The sequence below is a fragment of the Streptomyces sp. NPDC094448 genome, assembly GCF_044763775.1.
Classification (GTDB): Bacteria; Actinomycetota; Actinomycetes; order Streptomycetales; family Streptomycetaceae; genus Streptomyces.
Window position 1 is genome coordinate 113703 of sequence record NZ_JBIWGU010000008.1, and the last position, 16289, is coordinate 129991.

Annotated in this window: 13 protein-coding genes; 6 read left to right on the forward strand and 7 right to left on the reverse strand. The window is 72.5% G+C overall.

Features of this window, described 5'->3' with window-relative positions; all coding sequences use genetic code 11:
- The first annotated feature begins 289 nt into the window (after nucleotides 1-289).
- On the forward strand, nucleotides 290-1174 hold the full coding sequence (locus ACIQ9E_RS17030) for an esterase/lipase family protein (protein WP_403707600.1): 885 nt from the start codon (nucleotides 290-292) through the stop codon (nucleotides 1172-1174).
- A 325-nt stretch (nucleotides 1175-1499) separates the two neighbouring features.
- Nucleotides 1500-3089 (forward strand): M23 family metallopeptidase, encoded by a 1590-nt coding sequence (locus ACIQ9E_RS17035; protein WP_403707602.1) that lies wholly within the window; start codon nucleotides 1500-1502, stop codon nucleotides 3087-3089.
- 52 nt (nucleotides 3090-3141) lie between these two features.
- Here ACIQ9E_RS17035 and pcrA read toward each other — a convergent pair whose 3' ends face one another.
- Together pcrA and ACIQ9E_RS17045 are read right to left on the reverse strand one after the other, a co-directional pair.
- Nucleotides 3142-5649 carry a DNA helicase PcrA gene (gene pcrA / locus ACIQ9E_RS17040; RefSeq protein WP_403707604.1) on the reverse strand — a complete coding sequence of 836 codons (2508 nt, stop codon included), beginning with the start codon at nucleotides 5647-5649 and terminating at the stop codon, nucleotides 3142-3144.
- A gap of 114 nt (nucleotides 5650-5763) precedes the next feature.
- Nucleotides 5764-6117, reverse strand: a complete 354-nt coding sequence (locus ACIQ9E_RS17045; RefSeq protein WP_403707606.1) for a hypothetical protein — start codon at nucleotides 6115-6117, stop codon at nucleotides 5764-5766.
- 305 nt (nucleotides 6118-6422) lie between these two features.
- Between ACIQ9E_RS17045 and ACIQ9E_RS17050 the strand changes: the two genes are divergently transcribed.
- Nucleotides 6423-7475: an NlpC/P60 family protein gene (locus tag ACIQ9E_RS17050; protein ID WP_403707608.1), complete on the forward strand. Its 1053-nt coding sequence runs from the start codon at nucleotides 6423-6425 to the stop codon at nucleotides 7473-7475.
- Between the two features lie 50 nt (nucleotides 7476-7525).
- On the opposite strand, the gene ACIQ9E_RS17055 is transcribed toward ACIQ9E_RS17050, so the two are convergent.
- Nucleotides 7526-8245: a LuxR C-terminal-related transcriptional regulator gene (locus tag ACIQ9E_RS17055; RefSeq protein WP_403707610.1), complete on the reverse strand. Its 720-nt coding sequence runs from the start codon at nucleotides 8243-8245 to the stop codon at nucleotides 7526-7528.
- Nucleotides 8242-9573, reverse strand: a complete 1332-nt coding sequence (locus ACIQ9E_RS17060; protein WP_403707612.1) for a PspC domain-containing protein — start codon at nucleotides 9571-9573, stop codon at nucleotides 8242-8244. The genes ACIQ9E_RS17055 and ACIQ9E_RS17060 overlap by 4 nt, the downstream gene beginning before the upstream one ends.
- Before the next feature lie 235 nt (nucleotides 9574-9808).
- On the opposite strand from ACIQ9E_RS17060, the gene ACIQ9E_RS17065 reads away from it, so the two are divergent.
- On the forward strand, nucleotides 9809-11182 hold the full coding sequence (locus ACIQ9E_RS17065) for a PspC domain-containing protein (protein WP_403707614.1): 1374 nt from the start codon (nucleotides 9809-9811) through the stop codon (nucleotides 11180-11182).
- Nucleotides 11169-11672 (forward strand): hypothetical protein, encoded by a 504-nt coding sequence (locus ACIQ9E_RS17070; RefSeq protein WP_403707616.1) that lies wholly within the window; start codon nucleotides 11169-11171, stop codon nucleotides 11670-11672. Before ACIQ9E_RS17065 ends, ACIQ9E_RS17070 begins: the two co-directional genes overlap by 14 nt.
- Here the strand turns inward: ACIQ9E_RS17070 and ACIQ9E_RS17075 are convergent.
- From ACIQ9E_RS17075 to guaA, 3 genes are all read right to left on the reverse strand, one after another.
- A complete protein-coding gene (locus ACIQ9E_RS17075; RefSeq protein WP_403707618.1) occupies nucleotides 11579-12127 on the reverse strand; it encodes a DoxX family protein in 549 nt (182 codons plus the stop codon). The two genes, ACIQ9E_RS17070 and ACIQ9E_RS17075, sit on opposite strands and share 94 nt — an antisense overlap.
- Nucleotides 12128-12226: 99 nt before the next feature.
- A complete protein-coding gene (locus tag ACIQ9E_RS17080) occupies nucleotides 12227-13105 on the reverse strand; it encodes a class II aldolase/adducin family protein (RefSeq protein ID WP_403707620.1) in 879 nt (292 codons plus the stop codon).
- Between the two features lie 146 nt (nucleotides 13106-13251).
- On the reverse strand, nucleotides 13252-14835 hold the full coding sequence (guaA, locus tag ACIQ9E_RS17085) for a glutamine-hydrolyzing GMP synthase (protein WP_403707623.1): 1584 nt from the start codon (nucleotides 14833-14835) through the stop codon (nucleotides 13252-13254).
- 583 nt (nucleotides 14836-15418) lie between these two features.
- On the opposite strand from guaA, the gene ACIQ9E_RS17090 reads away from it, so the two are divergent.
- Nucleotides 15419-15760, forward strand: a complete 342-nt coding sequence (locus tag ACIQ9E_RS17090; protein ID WP_403707625.1) for a chorismate mutase — start codon at nucleotides 15419-15421, stop codon at nucleotides 15758-15760.
- The last annotated feature ends 529 nt before the right edge of the window (nucleotides 15761-16289 follow it).

Consider the following 16289-nt stretch of genomic DNA (forward strand, 5'->3'; position numbering starts at 1 on the left):
CACAGCATCCCGCACGGGGCCGTTTCACGGTGGACCGGGAGGGGGAAATCACATGTGGGACACGTTCGATATGCGGCGTACCCGCGGCGGAAGGCGCGCATGCCTTCCCGTGCGGGCGCGCCGCCGAAGGAGCCGCTTCCGGGTCCGTACGACGGAGCCGCACAGAAGAGCCGTACGACGGAGCCGCCCGGGGTCTCGCGCGGATGCGGGACGGGGAGACCGGACGCGGTTCCGTGAGGGCGTACGGGAGTCGGCGTCGCCTCCCGTAGGCCGGTACGGAGGTCGGCCCATGCAGGCTCTGCCCTTCATCCCCCGGACTCTCGGCCCGCTGCCGGGCCCCGACCCCATCGGCCTTCTCGCCACCAGCCGCCGCACGGTGGAGCAGCTCCGCGGGCTGTGCGAGCTGCGGCTCCCGTCAACGGCCCTGCGGGCGCACGCCTTGGAGCTGGCGATTCTCGCCGGGCATCTGCTGCTCTACCCCTCGGGCCTGACGGACGAGCGGCCCGCGCCGCCCGCGGCCGGGTCCCCGCCCCGGCCGGTGATCATGCTTCATGGATTCGCGGACAATCGGTCGGTGTTCGTACTGCTCCGCCGCTCACTGGCCCGGCACGGCTGGCGGGATCTCCAGTGTCTGAACTACTCGCCGCTGACTTGCGATATCCGGGCGGCTGCCCGGTTGCTGGGGAGGCATGTCGAGGAGGTCTGTGCCCGCAGCGGCCGGGACGGGGTGGATCTGGTCGGGCACAGCCTGGGCGGTCTGATCGCCCGGTACTACAGTCAGTGCCTGGGCGGTGACCTGTGGGTGCGGAATGTGGTCACGCTGGGGACCCCGCACTCCGGTACCCGGGTCGCACCGCTCGCCAGCGCCCATCCGATCGTGCGCCAGATGCGCCCGGATTCCCCGGTCATCGAGGAGCTGTGCCGTCCGGCGCCCGGCTGCCGTACGCGTTTCACCAGCTTCTGGAGCGAGCTGGACCAGTGGATGGACCCGGTCGAGACGGCCCTGATCGACCACGCCGATCTCCGTACGGAGAATGTGCGGGTGACGGGGATCGGGCATCTCGCGCTGCCGGTGCATCCCGCGGTCGCCGCCCGGATCCGGGAGGTTCTCGGCGCGGCGGAGGACGCGCCCGGCCCTGGGTCCGCCGCCGGGGAGCCGGTGGCGGTCGCCTGAGCCCGCCGCCCCCCCGCGCCCGCGGCCGGAGCGGGACGGACGAGAGGGGGCGGGGCGGCCTTCGCCGCTCCTCTCGCACCCGGGATCGGCGCAGAGCCTCACACCCGGTGACGATTTGTCGAACGAATTTCGAACGTACGGCCAAAGCTCTCCCGCCGCCTCGCCGAAAGACGCTCGAATGCCCCTTTCCTGACCGCGTAAAACCTGCGGAAGATTGTCGACGCCGTATACCGCCGGGTACAGTCGCGCCACTGGTTTCCCCCTGGGTTCCGACCGCTCGACGACCCAGACCAGCAGTCCTGTTGCCGAGGCGAGAGAGAAGTTGGTGAACGACCAGCACGCCCACGCCGGGTACGTCGGCCACGAGACTTACCCCACCGGCAGCTACGACACCGACCCGCTCTTCGGTGCTCTTCCCGAGTCCGGCACGGACCACTCCGCCCACTACGACGCCGCCCAGTGGGACACCGGTTCCCAGCCGTCCGCGGCCCCGCAGTACGGCGGCTACGACTCCTACGGTCCGGGCTCGTACGACACGCCGGCCGGTGACCGGGCGGCTGGGGGTACCTCCCAGGCCGAAGCCTCCGGGGGAGGGTACGAGTCGACGTACGGTACGACCGGCCAGTGGGACGCCACCGCCTGGAGCCAGGCCGCGGATGCCGCGGCCCAGGATCCGGCCGCCGCCTATGCCTACGACGGCAGCGGCTCCTGGGGGGCGCCCACCTTCGAGTCGGGGGCGTACGACGCCACCGCGTGGAACACGGCCGCGGATGTCGAACCCCTCCCGCTGGTACCGCAGCAGTACGCGCCCGAGCAGGAACTCGCCGGTACGCACCAGGACTTCGCGGCTCAGGACTTCGGCACCCCGGAGACCGGCGCCCAGGACTTCACGGCCCACGACCTCGCGGCCCACGATTTCGGTACGCAGGAGTTCGACCCGGAGCTGATGGAGCAGCTGACGCGGTCGGCCGACGCCGGGGCCGATGCCACCGCCGTCGTTCCCGTGGTCGACGGGGACCCGCACCACGATCCCGCCGGGCCCGAGGCCGGATCCGGTCCCGGCTACGACGGGCTGCAGGAACACGACGGCGGCGAGGACGAGCCCGGGTACGGTTCGATCAACGGTGTCGCTCCGGTCACCCCGCGCCCGGTGCGCCGCGCGGGCAGCGCGGGCCGCGGCCGGCGCCGTACCCCCGCCAAGCGTTCGGCGCTGCTGACGGTCGCCGTCCCGTCCGCCTGTGTGATGGGCGTGGCGGGTATCGCCGCCGCCTCCGTGGGCGATATCGGCGCCGAGCCGCAGCAGAAAGAGGACACCACCACCCTGGCCGCCGCCGACACCTCGACGGAGCAGATCGCGGCCAACTCCCGGGTGGACACCCAGCTCGCCGCGCTCAGCGCCGAGGCCCGCGACTTCGGTGACCGCGCCTCCCGTACCCAGGAGCGCATCGACCTGAAGGCCCGCCAGGAGGCGGAGCGGCAGAAGCGCGAGGAGGAGGCCAGGAAGCGGGAGGCGCTCCGCCCCAAGTTCGCCCTGCCGGTGAAGCAGAAGGGCCTGAGCACCTACTACGGCCAGTCCGGTGTCAACTGGATGGCCCTGCACACGGGTATCGACTTCCCCGTCGACTACGGCACCGAGGTCATGGCCGCGACCGACGGCACGGTCCGTACGCAGTTCAACCGGGCCTACGGAAATATGGTCATCCTGACCGCTCCTGACGGTACCGAGACGTGGTACTGCCATCTGGCGTCGTCCAAAGTGCGCTACGGCAAGGTGAAGGCCGGTGATGTCATCGGCTATGCCGGGGACTCCGGGAACTCCACCGGCCCGCACCTCCACTTCGAGGTCCGGCCGAACGGCGGCTCGCACATCAATCCGCTGGTCTGGCTCCAGAGCAAGGGTCTGAACCCGGTCTGACAGACGGGGCAACCCGCCCCGGGCGGCCGGACCGCCCGGGGCTGCCGGCTTTCTACAGCTTCTCCACCGGTGCGTAGCGCAGGAGCAGTACCTTCGGCTTGGGGTCTCCGAAGTCGATCGTCGCCTGCGCATTGGCGCCCGCGCCCGCGACACCGACGACGGTCCCGAGGCCGAACTGGTCGTGGGTGACCCGGTCTCCGATCGCGAGCGCGATCACCGGCCGTTCCGAGGCCCCACCGCGCCCGGTGGCGAATCCGGAGGCGGCGGAGCGGCGCCCGCCCGCGTTCGCGGAGGGCATCGACGGCAGCCGGGAGCCGCCGCCGAAGGGCTTCGACGCGGTGGCGGGGGGTGCCATCGGCCCGGTGCGCTTCCACTCCAGATGCTGTACGGGGATCTCTTCGAGGAACCGGGACGGCGGGTTGTACGACGGCTGGCCCCACGCGCTGCGCATCGAGGACCGCGTCAGATACAGCCGCTCGCGGGCCCGGGTGATCCCGACGTACGCCAGCCGGCGCTCCTCCTCCAGCTCCTTGGTCTGGCCGAGGGCCCGCATATGCGGGAAGACGCCGTCCTCCATGCCGGTGAGGAAGACGACGGGGAACTCCAGGCCCTTGGCGGTGTGGAGGGTCATCAGCGTGATCACGCCGGAGCCCTCTTCGTCCTCGTCGGGGATCTGGTCGGAGTCGGCGACGAGCGCGACCTGCTCCAGGAACTCCGCGAGCGTCCCCGCGCCCTCCTCGTCCGAACGGGCCTGCTCGAACTCCAGTGCCACCGCGGCAAGTTCCTGGAGGTTCTCGATACGGGTCTCGTCCTGGGGGTCGGTCGAGGCCTGGAGTTCGGCGAGATAGCCGGTCCGCTCCAGGACGGCTTCCAGGACGACGGCGGGGCCCGCCCCGGACTCCGTGATCGTCCGCAGCTCCTCCATCAGGACATTGAACCGCTTCACTGCGTTGGCGGAGCGGGCGGCCATTCCGTACGCCTCGTCGACCCGGCGCAGCGCCTGCGGGAAGGTGATCTTCTCGCGGAGGGCGAGGGCGTCGATCATCGCCTCGGCGCGTTCACCGATACCGCGCTTGGGGACGTTGAGGATCCGGCGGAGGGGGACGTTGTCCTCGGGGTTGGCGAGCACCCGCAGGTAGGCCAGGACGTCCCTGACCTCCTTGCGCTCGTAGAACCGGACACCGCCGACGACCTTGTAGGGCAGGCCGACCCGGATGAAGATCTCCTCGAAGACCCGGGACTGGGCGTTGGTGCGGTAGAAGACGGCGACATCGCCGGCCTTCGCGTCGCCCGCGTCGGTGAGCCGGTCGATCTCGTCGGCGACGAACTGGGCCTCGTCGTGTTCGGTGTCGGCGACATAGCCGGTGATCCGCGCGCCGTCGCCCGCGTTGGTCCAGAGGTTCTTGGGGCGGCGGCTCTCGTTGCGCTCGATGACGGCGTTGGCGGCGGAGAGGATCGTCTGGGTGGAGCGGTAGTTCTGCTCCAGCAGGATCGTGGTGGCGTCCGGATAGTCCTCTTCGAACTGGAGGATGTTCCGGATGGTGGCACCGCGGAAGGCGTAGATCGACTGGTCGGCGTCGCCGACCACGCACAGCTCGGCGGGGGGCAGATCCTCCCTGCCGGTCCCGACCAGCTCCCTGACCAGGGTGTACTGGGCGTGGTTGGTGTCCTGGTACTCGTCGACGAGGACATGGCGGAAGCGCCGCTGGTAGTGCTCCGACACATCCGGGAAGGCCTGGAGGAGGTGGACCGTGGTCATGATGATGTCGTCGAAGTCCAGGGCGTTGGCCTCGCGGAGCCGCGACTGGTACATCCGGTAGGCCTCGGCGAGGGTCTTCTCAAACCCTCCCCCAGAGCCTTCGGCCTGGGAGGTACCCCCAGCGGCTTGATCCGCGAAGCTCTCCTCGTCGATCAGCTCGTTCTTCAGATTGGAGATCTTGGCGCTGAACGACTTGGGCGGGAACTTCTTCGGGTCCAGGTCGAGGTCCCGGCAGACCAGGGCCATCAGCCGCTTGGAGTCCGCGGCGTCGTAGATGGAGAACGACGAGGTGAAGCCGAGCTTCTTGGACTCGCGGCGCAGGATCCGGACACAGGCGCTGTGGAAGGTGGAGACCCACATCGCGTTGGCGCGCGGGCCGACGAGCTGCTCGACGCGCTCCTTCATCTCCCCGGCGGCCTTGTTGGTGAAGGTGATCGCCAGTATCTGGCCGGGGTGGACGTGCCGGGTGGCCAGCAGATGGGCGATGCGGTGCGTGAGCACCCGGGTCTTGCCGGAGCCGGCTCCGGCGACGATGAGCAGGGGCGAGCCCGAGTGCACGACGGCGGCGCGCTGCTCGTCGTTGAGTCCTTCGAGGAGGGCCGCGGGGTCGACGACCGTACGCGGGGCGCCGTCGCGGTGGTACGCGTCACGCTCGGGCGGCAGGTCGAAAGCGCCCTGGAAGAGGTCGTCCGGAACCTCCTCCCGGGCCTGCTGCTCGGGACCCTCGCGGTCCTCGGGCGGCGGGGGCTCCTCCTCGGGCTGGAGGTTCGCCAGGAAGTCTTCGTCAAAGAGGCTGCTCATCGCTCTCCGAGTCTATGCCGGGGCACCGACAGCGGGTGGCCGTCCCGCGGAACTCCCGGCGACCGCCCCGGTCCCCGGCCCGGGGACCGGGCGGTGCGGCCCGGCCGGAACGGCTCAGGTCCAGACCGTGGCTATGAGGATGTTCACCGTGGTCAGACCGCCGACGGCGCCGAAGAGCGGCTTCTCCACCCGCTCGTCGTCCCGCTTGACGTACACCAGCGCCAGGATCACCACCAGGACGGCCATCTTGATGCCGATCTTGACGTTGTTCACCGTCTGGTCGTCGGCCTGGTTGAGCCCGACCAGGGCGACGCCCGTGATCAGCATCGTCAGCGCGCCGTGGAGCATCGCGGGGGTGAAGCGGGCGGTGCCCTCGCTCAACGCCGTCATCTGAGTGAGGAAGCCGCCGAGCAGGGACGCGATTCCGATGATGTGCAGCGCCAGGAACACATTGATGAGTACGTCCATGGGGCGGAGCCTAGCCGCCGCCATATCACCGCTCTTCGGTCAGGGGAGCCTCATTCGCCGCTTCGGTCAGGGGAGGCCCCTGCCCTGCACTCATGGTGAGGGAACGGTCACGGAAAGCGGGCGGAGCCGTACACCTTCGAACAGAATCGGTCGTTCCGCCTCCGGATCGTTACCTCACGCCTAGCGTCCTGCCCCGGACGACTCCCCCGTACCGGGCGGTGGGGGCCACAAGCCTCCGCCGCCCGGAAACGGCTCCGGCACGGAGACCAGGGGAACCGCGGAGACGCGGTCATCACGGAAAGGACGTGGACGCCCTCGTGGCAGCGCACCGCAAACCGAAGCAGGCGCGGCGTTACCCCTTCGCCGCCCGGCCCGCCGCCAGGACCGCCACCACCCTGGCGCTCGCGGGTGCGGCCACCGCCACCGCGTTCAACGGCACCGGCACGGCCGACACCGTGCTCACCCCCGCGCAGATCAAAGCCCGGGTCGACCAGCTCTACCAGGAGGCGGAGGCCGCCACCGAGGAGTACAACGGCGCGAAGGAGCGGACCGACCGGGCCCGCGACGCGCTGGACGAGCTGCGGGACGAGAGCGCCCGCCGGGCGGAGCGGCTCAACGCCGGGCGCGACGCCCTCGGTTCGATCGCCGGGGCGCAGTACCGCGCCGGGGCCGTCGACCCCGTGATCCGGCTCGCCCTGGAGTCCGACCCGGACGGTTTTCTGGAGCGGGCCGCGGTGGACCGGCTCGTCGGGCAGCGGCAGGCGGCGGCCGTGGCGGACGTCCGGGACCGGCTCACCGAGCTGGACCGGCTGCGGGACCGCGCCGGTCACCGGGTGGGCGAACTCCGTTCCCGGCAGGCCGAACTGGCCCGCCGCAAGGCCGTGGTACAGCGGAAGCTGGCCGCCGCCGACGGGCTGCTCAAGGAGTTGGACACCCGGCAGCGCGCGGCCTACGACGCACCGGGCGCCGACCGGCCGGGGTCCCGCCCGCCCGTGGCGACGGCGGCCTCGTCGCACGCGGCGCGGGCCGTCGCGTACGCCTACTCCGCCCTGGGCAGGCCGTATGTGTGGGGTGCCACCGGTCCGGCCTCGTACGACTGCTCGGGGCTGACCCGCGCGGCCTGGCGCGCCGCCGGGGTGTCGCTGCCGAGGACCACGTACACGCAGATCGACGCGGGCCGCCGGATCGACCGCTCCGAACTGGCCCCGGGCGATCTGGTCTTCTTCTATCCGGGCCTCAGCCATGTCGGTCTGTACGTCGGCGGCGGCCGGATGATCCACGCGCCCCGGCCGGGCTCGACGGTGCGGATCGCCTCCGTCGACGAGATGCCGTTCGCGGGGGCCACCCGGCCCGGGTAGGAGAGCGGGGCCCGGCCCCGTGCCGGGCCCGTGCCCGGGACGGCGTCCGGTCAGATCAGCCGGCGGGCCGTCGCCCAGCGGGTCAGTTCGTGGCGGTTGGAGAGCTGGAGTTTGCGCAGCACCGCCGAGACATGGGACTCGACCGTCTTCACCGAGATGAAGAGCTGCTTGGCGATCTCCTTGTACGCGTACCCCCGGGCGATCAGCCGGAGTACCTCGCGCTCCCGCTGGGTGAGCCGGTCGAGGTCCTCGTCGACCGGCGGGGCGTCCGTGGAGGCGAAGGCGTCGAGCACGAAACCGGCCAGCCGGGGGGAGAAGACGGCGTCCCCTTCCTGGACCCTGAAGATCGAATCGACCAGGTCGGTACCGGTGATGGTCTTGGTGACATAGCCGCGGGCGCCGCCCCGGATGACCCCGATGACATCCTCGGCCGCGTCCGAAACCGACAGGGCCAGAAAGCGGACGGGGTGTTCGGCCGCGCCCATCAGCGGGGCGCAGCGGCGGAGCACCTCCACACCGCCGCCGCCCGGGAGGTGGACGTCGAGGAGGACGACCTCGGGGCGGGTCGCGGTGATGACGGTCACGGCCTGGTCGACGTCGGCGGCCTCGCCGACGACCTCGACCCCGGTGGTCTCGGTCCGGCCGATCTCGGCCTGGACACCGGTGCGGAACATCCGGTGGTCGTCGACGAGGACGACCCGTACCCGCCGCTCCGGGCCCCCGGACCCCTCCTCCGCCGGACCGGCCTGCCCTGCCTGCTGCGGTGTCATACGTCCGCCCTCTCCATGGTCAGCTCCACTTCCGTGCCCTCCCCGGGCGCCGAGGTGAGCCGGGCCGTACCGCCGTTGCGCTGCATCCGGCCGATGATCGACTCCCGTACGCCCATTCTGTCCCCGGGGACGGATTCGGGGTCGAACCCGGGTCCGCGGTCGCGGACCGAGACAAAGACCGTCCGGCCGTCGACCTCGGCGAACACCTGGACGGGACCGCCTTCGCCACCGTACTTGGCGGCGTTGACCATCGCTTCCCTGGCGGCCTGCATACAGGCGGAGAGCCCGTCGTCGAGCGGGCAGTCGCCGACGACCACGACCTCCAGCGGAACACCGTGCTTGTCCTCGACCTCGGCCGCGGCCTTCTTCACCGCTTCGGCGAGGGTGCCGGGCTCCTCGTCCTCCTCCTTGCCGGTGCCCTCCGGCTTGTAGAGCCAGTTGCGCAGCTCGCGTTCCTGGGCCCGCGCGAGGCGGCGGACCTCGCCCGCGTCGTCGGCGTTGCGCTGGATCAGGGTGAGGGTGTGCAGGACGGAGTCGTGGACATGGGCGGCGACCTCGGCCCGCTCCTGGGCGCGGATGCGCATCGTCCGCTCCTCGGAGAGGTCCTGCGTCATCCGGACCAGCCAGGGTCCGGCGAGCAGGGCGATACCGGCGATGACGGCGATGGCGGCGGTGAGGACGTTGCCGAGCTGGGCGGCGGAGCCCCGGACGACCATGAACACGGTCAGGCCCATACCGACGAGCCCGACCCCGACGAGGGCCCGGACGATCTGGAACAGACGGCGGTGCCGGGAGTCGGCGGCGGTCCAGCTCGCCCGGCGGGCGTTGTCTGCCTGCCGCCACACCAGCACCACACCGGCGCCGATCAGCAGGGTCGGCCAGAGGTAGCGGTGGGCGCGGTCGGCGGTGTTGAGGTCACCGGCGAAGATCAGACAGCCGATGGCCAAGGCCATCAGCGCGAAGAGCTGCCCCTGGTCGGGTTTGCGGAGCCGGCGGCGGCCGTCGTCGGCGGTCTCGAAGAGGGGGCGGTGCTGGGCGACGGCCCGGCCGCCGATACCGAGGGGGACGAAGACCCAGAACGCCGCGTACAGCAGGATGCCGAGGCCGTCGGCGAGCAGCAGTCCGACGAAGGCCAGCCGCACCCAGGCGACGGGCACGCCCAGATGCCCGGCGAGCCCCCGGGCGACCCCGCCGAGGAGCCGGCCGTCGGCGCTGCGGTAGAGCCTGCGCCACGGAGTGCCGTCCTCGGGTACGGCGGAGCGCGCCGAGCGGTCGGCGCGTTCGGCGCGCGGGGGCTCGGCGGTGGGGCGGGGCGGGGCGACGGGCATGCACCGATCGTCACACGAACGCCGGGCCGCGGGTATCAGGGGCGACCCCGAGAACGTCCCTGAGGCGGTACGGGAGGGGGCGAGGGCGGGTGGGCAGGAGGGGGGACCGGTGTGCGGGGCCCGGCCGGGGCACCGTACGGGCGGGGAGCGCCTTACGGTCGGGCCGGTGGATTTCAGGGTCGGGCCAGGGTCGCCCCCGGTCCCTTCGGCGGCCCGGTGCCGTCACCATGGAGCTATGAAGCAGCCGACCCCGACCGCGCACCCCGGCCCGTCCGACGAGACGCCCGCCGGGCCCGAGGAGACCCCGGCCGGGGAAGGCCCGGGGGCGTATCCGCGGGTCCGGTATCTGCGGCGGGAGCAGCGCCACCGGGTCGTCGGCGGTGTCTGCGGCGGTCTCGGCCGCTACTGCGACGTCGATCCGGTGATCTTCCGGGTGGTCGTCGGGGTGCTCGCGCTGACGGGCGGTCTCGGTCTGATCTTCTACGGCTTCGCGTGGCTGCTGATCCCCGCCGAGGGCGAGGAGGAGTCGGAGGGCCGCAGGCTGTTGGGCGGCCGTGTCGAAGGTACGGCGCTGACCGCCGTGCTGCTGAAGCTGATCGGCTGCGGGCTGTTTCTGACCATGCTGACCAGCCCGGCGACGATCGGTTTCGCCGTCCAGCTCGCGGTCGCCACCGTCGGTGTCGCCGTCTGGTCCCGCCGCCGTACGTCGCCGCCGCCGGACGCCGGGCCCGGTGCGCCGGGGGCCGCCGGGGCAGCGCACGCCGTTCCGGACGCGCCGCCGGAGACCAAGGCGCCGCCCGCGCCGGAAAGCCCTTCGTGGTGGCGGGATCCGATCGGCAAGGACGGCCACCCGCCGCCGCCGCGGTCGGAGTATCTGTGGGGTCCGGAGGACGCCTGGGAGACGGCTCCTGAGGCCGGGCCGGGGAGCGGCTCGCGGGACCGGCGGGCCGGGGAACGCGGCGGGCCCCGGTCGATCGGCGGGTCGCTGTTCGGGCTTGCGGTGTCGGCCTGTGTCCTGGGCATCGCCCTGAGCTGGGACGGCAATCCGCTGGGCACCAGCCTCCAGATCGGTCTGGTGGCCGCGCTGGGCGTCTTCGGTCTGGGCCTGGTGGTCAGTTCGTTCCTGGGCCGCACCGGCCTGGGCACGGTCCTGCTGACGGTCGTCACCGCCCTGCTGCTGGCGGGATCCGCCGCGCTCCCCAAGGACATCGGTACGGACTGGCAGCGCAGGACCTGGCGGCCGGCCGCGGTCGCCGCCGTACAGCCTTCGTACGAGCTGGGCGCCGGGGTCGCCGTGCTGGATCTGTCGAAACTGCCGCTGACGGCCGGGGAGACGGTGAAGACCGGCGCGAAGGTGGGGCTGGGCAAGGCGAAGGTGATCGTCCCGGCGAACGCCGAAGTGAAACTGCGGGCCGAGGCCGGTGTCGGGGATATCGGACTGCCGGAGGATCCGAAGGACGATATCGATGTCTCCCCCGGTCAGGAGCGCCGGGTGACCCTGCCCCCGCCCGCCGGGAAGACTCCGGGCGCCGCGCCGCAGGGGGGCACGGTCGAACTGCATATCCAGGTCGGAATCGGACAGGTGGAGGTGGCCCGTGCAACATCCTGACGAGACGGGCCGGACGGCTCCCGGCGGCTCCACGGGCCGGGGACCCGGCGGCGTGGTCCCCGCACCCGGCGAGGGCGGCGAGGGCCCCTCGTACCCCGGGGAAAGCGCGGGGACCACGCGCAACACGGGAAACCCGGAGAGCACCGGCCCCGGCGGTCTCTCCCTGAGCCTTGGCCGCCCCGGCCCCGGGGCGGCCGCGGCGGGCCCCGGCGGCGGGCCGGTGCGCCCGCTGCTGCACGGCTTCCGCCCCGGCCGGGCCGTCGCCGGGCTCGCCGCCCTGGCCGCGGCCCTGCTGTTTGCGGGCGATGCGGCCGGAAGCTGGAGCACGCCGTGGTTCATGGTGTTCCCGGTGGTCTTCGGCGGTCTGGCGCTGGCCGCCGGAGCGGGCCTCACCCACTACACCCTGCGCCGCCGCCGTGTCGCGATGAGCGCGTCCAGGGACGGCGCGGCCGCCCCGGCGAGCACCAGCGGCAGCCAGGCCATCAGATAGGCCAGGTCGTTGCCGTAGTAGTACGGCTCGGTCGGCCAGCTGACGGTCAGCCAGAGGCTCAGCGAGATCAGCGCCCCGCCGAGCGCGGCGAGCCGGGCCAGCAGGCCGACGAGGGTGCCGACGCCCACGGCGATCTCGCCCCAGGCGATGGCCTCGCCGAAGGCCACCGGGTCCGCCAGGGCCCGGTCGACCAGCCAGGGTACGGCGGACCCGTCCCTGACGCTCCGCATCAGCTCACCGATGGAGCCGGAGCCGGACGCCGCCAGGAACGCCTTGTCGCCGAGCTTGTCCAGCCCGGCGTAGACGAAGGTCACTCCGAGGAAGATCCGCAGGGGCAGCAGGGCATGACGGACGCCCAGCTCCCGCGCCCGCTGCCACCACCCCCGCGACCGGGAGCGGAGACCGCCGCCTCCGGGGTCCGCCCCCGTACCGCCCTGCCGCCGTGTGTGCGCCATCGCCCGTCAGTCTCCCTCCGGATCGGCCCGTCGCAGCCCGCCGGACCTCGTCGTACCCGGTCGCCGTCACAGACCATACGTACGGGGGACCCGGACGGCTCACCGGAACTGATGCCCCTCTTTCCCGCCCTTGTCCCACCCCGGTCCGGAGCCACCGCCGGCCGTCAGCTCGCGCCACAGCGGCTGGAAGCTGACCCAGGCGGCGAGGTCGGTGCCCAACTGCTCGCGGGTGGCGACCGCGTCACGGTGTCCGATGGGCACGGGCTTCCCGGCCGCACGTGCCGTGAGCTGCACCTGGGCGCAGCGTTCCAGGGACAGGAACCACCAGACGGCCGCGTCGACCGAGCCGCCGGTGGTCAGCAGTCCATGGTTGCGCAGGACGAGGGCCTTGCGGGGGCCGAGGGCGGCGGCGATCCGGCGGCCCTCCGCCTCGTCGAAGGCGACCCCGGTATACGCGTTCACCAGCGCATGGTCCTCGTAGAAGGCGCACGCCTCCTGGGTGAGGGGTTCGAGAAGTTCACCGAGGGCGGCGAGCGCCCGCCCGTGGACGGTGTGGGTGTGGACGACGGCGACGGTGTCCGGCCGGGCGAGATGCACCGCCGCATGGACGGCGAAGGCGGCCTGGTTGATGTGCCGCTGCCCGTCGACGACTTGGCCGCGCGCATTGGACAGCACCAGATCGGCCGGGGTGACCAGGGAGAACGGCAGTCCGAAGGGGTTCACCCAGAAGCAGTCGGCCCATTCGGGATCGCGGGCGGTGATATGTCCGGAGACGCCGTCCTCGCAGCCGTACCTGCCGAGGATCCGCAGCGCCCCGGCGAGCCGCTCCTTGCGGTGGGCCCGTTCGGCGGCCGGGGTGTCGTGGACGGGCGGCAGGTCGAAGCCGAGCCGTTCAGTGGGTACGGGTACGGGCGCGGGGCCCGGAGGAGCGGCGGGGGGTACGGAGACGGGCGGAGGCGCGGGCTTCTGCTGCGTCATGCGCGGACGGTAGCGCGCGGCCCCCGAGGTGACCAGAGGCATCCGCCCCCGGCGGCCGGGAACGCGGCGCGCCCCCGCGGACTCTTCCGCGGGGGCGCGCCGGGGCCTTGCCCCGGGGGGTGCTCAGGGAGCCCCGTCGAGGGGGCTCACTCCCACTCGATGGTCCCCGGCGGCTTGCTGGTGACGTCCAGGACGACCCGGTTGACGTCGGCGACCTCATTGGTGATCCGCGTCGAGATACGGGCGAGCACCTCGTACGGCATCCGGGTCCAGTCCGCGGTCATCGCATCTTCGGAGGAGACCGGCCGGAGCACGATCGGGTGGCCGTAGGTCCTGCCGTCGCCCTGGACGCCGACGCTGCGGACATCGGCGAGGAGGACCACCGGGCACTGCCAGATCTCGCGGTCGAGCCCGGCCGCGGTCAGCTCCTCACGGGCGATGGCGTCCGCCTCGCGCAGCAGGTCGAGCCGCTCGCGGGTGACCTCGCCGACGATCCGGATACCGAGGCCGGGGCCGGGGAACGGCTGCCGCTGGACGATCTCGTCGGGCAGGCCCAGCTCCTGGCCGACCATCCGGACCTCGTCCTTGAACAGCTTCCGCAGCGGTTCGATCAGCTCGAACTCCAGATCGTCCGGGAGTCCGCCGACATTGTGGTGGGATTTGATGTTGGCGGTGCCGGTGCCGCCGCCGGACTCGACGACATCGGGGTAGAGGGTGCCCTGGACGAGGAAGGCGACGTCCTCGCCGCCGGCCGCGCCCTCGGCGACGATCTCGGCCTGCGCCTGCTCGAAGACCCGGATGAACTCCCGGCCGATGATCTTCCGCTTCTCCTCGGGGTCGCTGACCCCGGCGAGCGCGGTCAGGAACCGCTCCTGGGCGTCGACGACCTTCAGCTGGACGCCGGTGGCGGCCACGAAGTCCTTCTCGACCTGCTCGGTCTCGCCCTTGCGCATCAGGCCGTGGTCGACGTACACGCAGGTGAGCTGGGAGCCGATGGCCTTCTGGACCAGGGCCGCGGCCACGGCGGAGTCCACGCCTCCGGAGAGTCCGCAGATGGCGCGCTTGCTGCCGACCTGCTCCCGGATGGCGGCGATCTGCTCGTCGATCACATTGCCGGTGGTCCACGAGGGCTCGATGCCCGCACCCCGGTAGAGGAAGTGCTCCAGCACCTGCTGGCCGTAGGTGGAGTGCATCACCTCGGGGTGGTGCTGCACTCCGTAGAGCTTCTTCTCGTCGTTCTCGAAGGCGGCGACCGGCACGACGTCGGTGGCGGCGGTGACGGTGAAGCCCTCGGGCGCGGCGGAGCAGGCGTCGCCGTGCGACATCCACACCGGCTGCTCGGCGGGCGTGCCCTCGAAGAGGGTCGAGCCGGGCTTGGTGACCGTCAGGGGGGTACGGCCGTACTCGCGGGAACCGGTGTTGTCGACCGTGCCGCCGAGGGTCGTGGCCATCAGCTGGAAGCCGTAGCACATGCCGAAGACCGGGATCCCGGCCTCGAAGATCGCCCGGTCGAGGCGGGGCGCGCCTTCGGCGTAGACGGAGGAGGGGCCGCCGGAGAGGATGATCGCCCTGGGCTTCTTCGCCAGCATCTCGGCCACCGGCATGGTGGACGGCACGATCTCGGAGTAGACCCGGGCCTCACGGACGCGGCGGGCGATGAGCTGGGCGTACTGCGCGCCGAAGTCGACGACGAGTACGACATCGGGCGCGGCGGGGGACGCAGAGGACACTGGCGGCCTTCCGGCGGGAGCTGGCGGGGGGTCGGTGTATCCGATTCTACTGGGGTTCTCCCGGGGGCCGGACGCCTCGGCGGCCCGCACACGGATGGTACGCAAGGGCCCACAGCGGGTCCCCGGCGCACGGGGTGCGGGGCGGGCGGCCCGAGGCCGGGGAGGGGCGGGGCACAGGTCGGCGGCCGGGACGGCCGCGGTACGGCGGGACCCCGGCGAATCCCGAGGCCCGCGATACGGCGGGGCGGCTGCGGTCCGGCCGGGCGGCTGTGGCTGTGGTCGGGGCGGGGTTGGGGGGGCACAGGGGGTGGCCGGTTCGGCGGCCGGGGTGGCGCGTCTCACGATCCGGGCCCGGTTTTTGGCGTCCGGCGGGCGCGGGCGCATACTGGCTGCCATGCATCAGCACTCGACCTTCGTCTTTACCTATGGCACCGGCCCGTCCGGCTGCCATGGTCGTGCTGCTTGAGCTACTGACAAGCGACTTCGACAGAGCGCCCCGGCCGGGAACGGTCCGGGGCGCTCTGTCGTTTCCGGACTTCGGACCCTTTCCGGCCGGGGCGCCCCACCCCTCCGAGGAGCCCCCGTGTCCACCTCCACCGCCCTCCCCCAGACCGCCCGGACCCCGCAGACCACCCAGACTCCGCAGACGCCCGCCGAGATCACCGGCGCCCGCACCCCCGAGGCCGCGGAGCTGATCACCGGCGCCCGGGAGCGGATCGACGCGCTCGACGACCGGATCATCGGCCTGGTCCAGGAACGGATGGCGATCTCCGCCGTCATCCAGGACGCCCGGGTCGCCTCCGGTGGCCGCCGGGTCAGCCTCTCCCGCGAGATGGATGTCCTCACCCACTTCCGGGACGCGCTCGGCAAGCCCGGTACGACGCTCGCGCTGACGATCCTGGAGCTGTGCCGGGGCCGGGTCTGACGCCGTACCCCCGCAGCCGTAACTGAGTTCGGATGCGCTCTCACCCGTACGGCGCGTGACCGCCGGGGACGGGGCTTCGTTGGTCCCGGTGCCGTGCCAGCCAGGGGCGGCCCCGCAGGGAGAACCACGCGTGGCTCCGCTGGCGCGTGTGACGTACGCGAGTACGTCGTGGGACCTCGCGCCAGCGCGCGTGACCGGTCGGCAGGGGACAGCAGCCCGGTCACTCCGGCGGCCGGTTCCGGGGACGCCCGGAACCGGCCGCAGTCCCGTCCGGACGGCCGTACCCCGGTCCCGCGACCGCCCAGCGCCAAGGGCCCCGGCCGATCCCGCCGGCGCTCCGGACCACGGAGCGCCGACCTCCGGCCCGGCGAAGCACCGAAGCACCCGCACCACCCCGGCCCCTCCCCCGCGGCGCACACCCCCCCCTCGGCGCCGCACAGGGCCCCGCGGCACGCGTCCCGCGGGGCCCTCTCCCGGGTCCGCCCAGGCCGGGCGCCCCGGCTCCCGGAGACCGCGCCCGCCGCCGGTG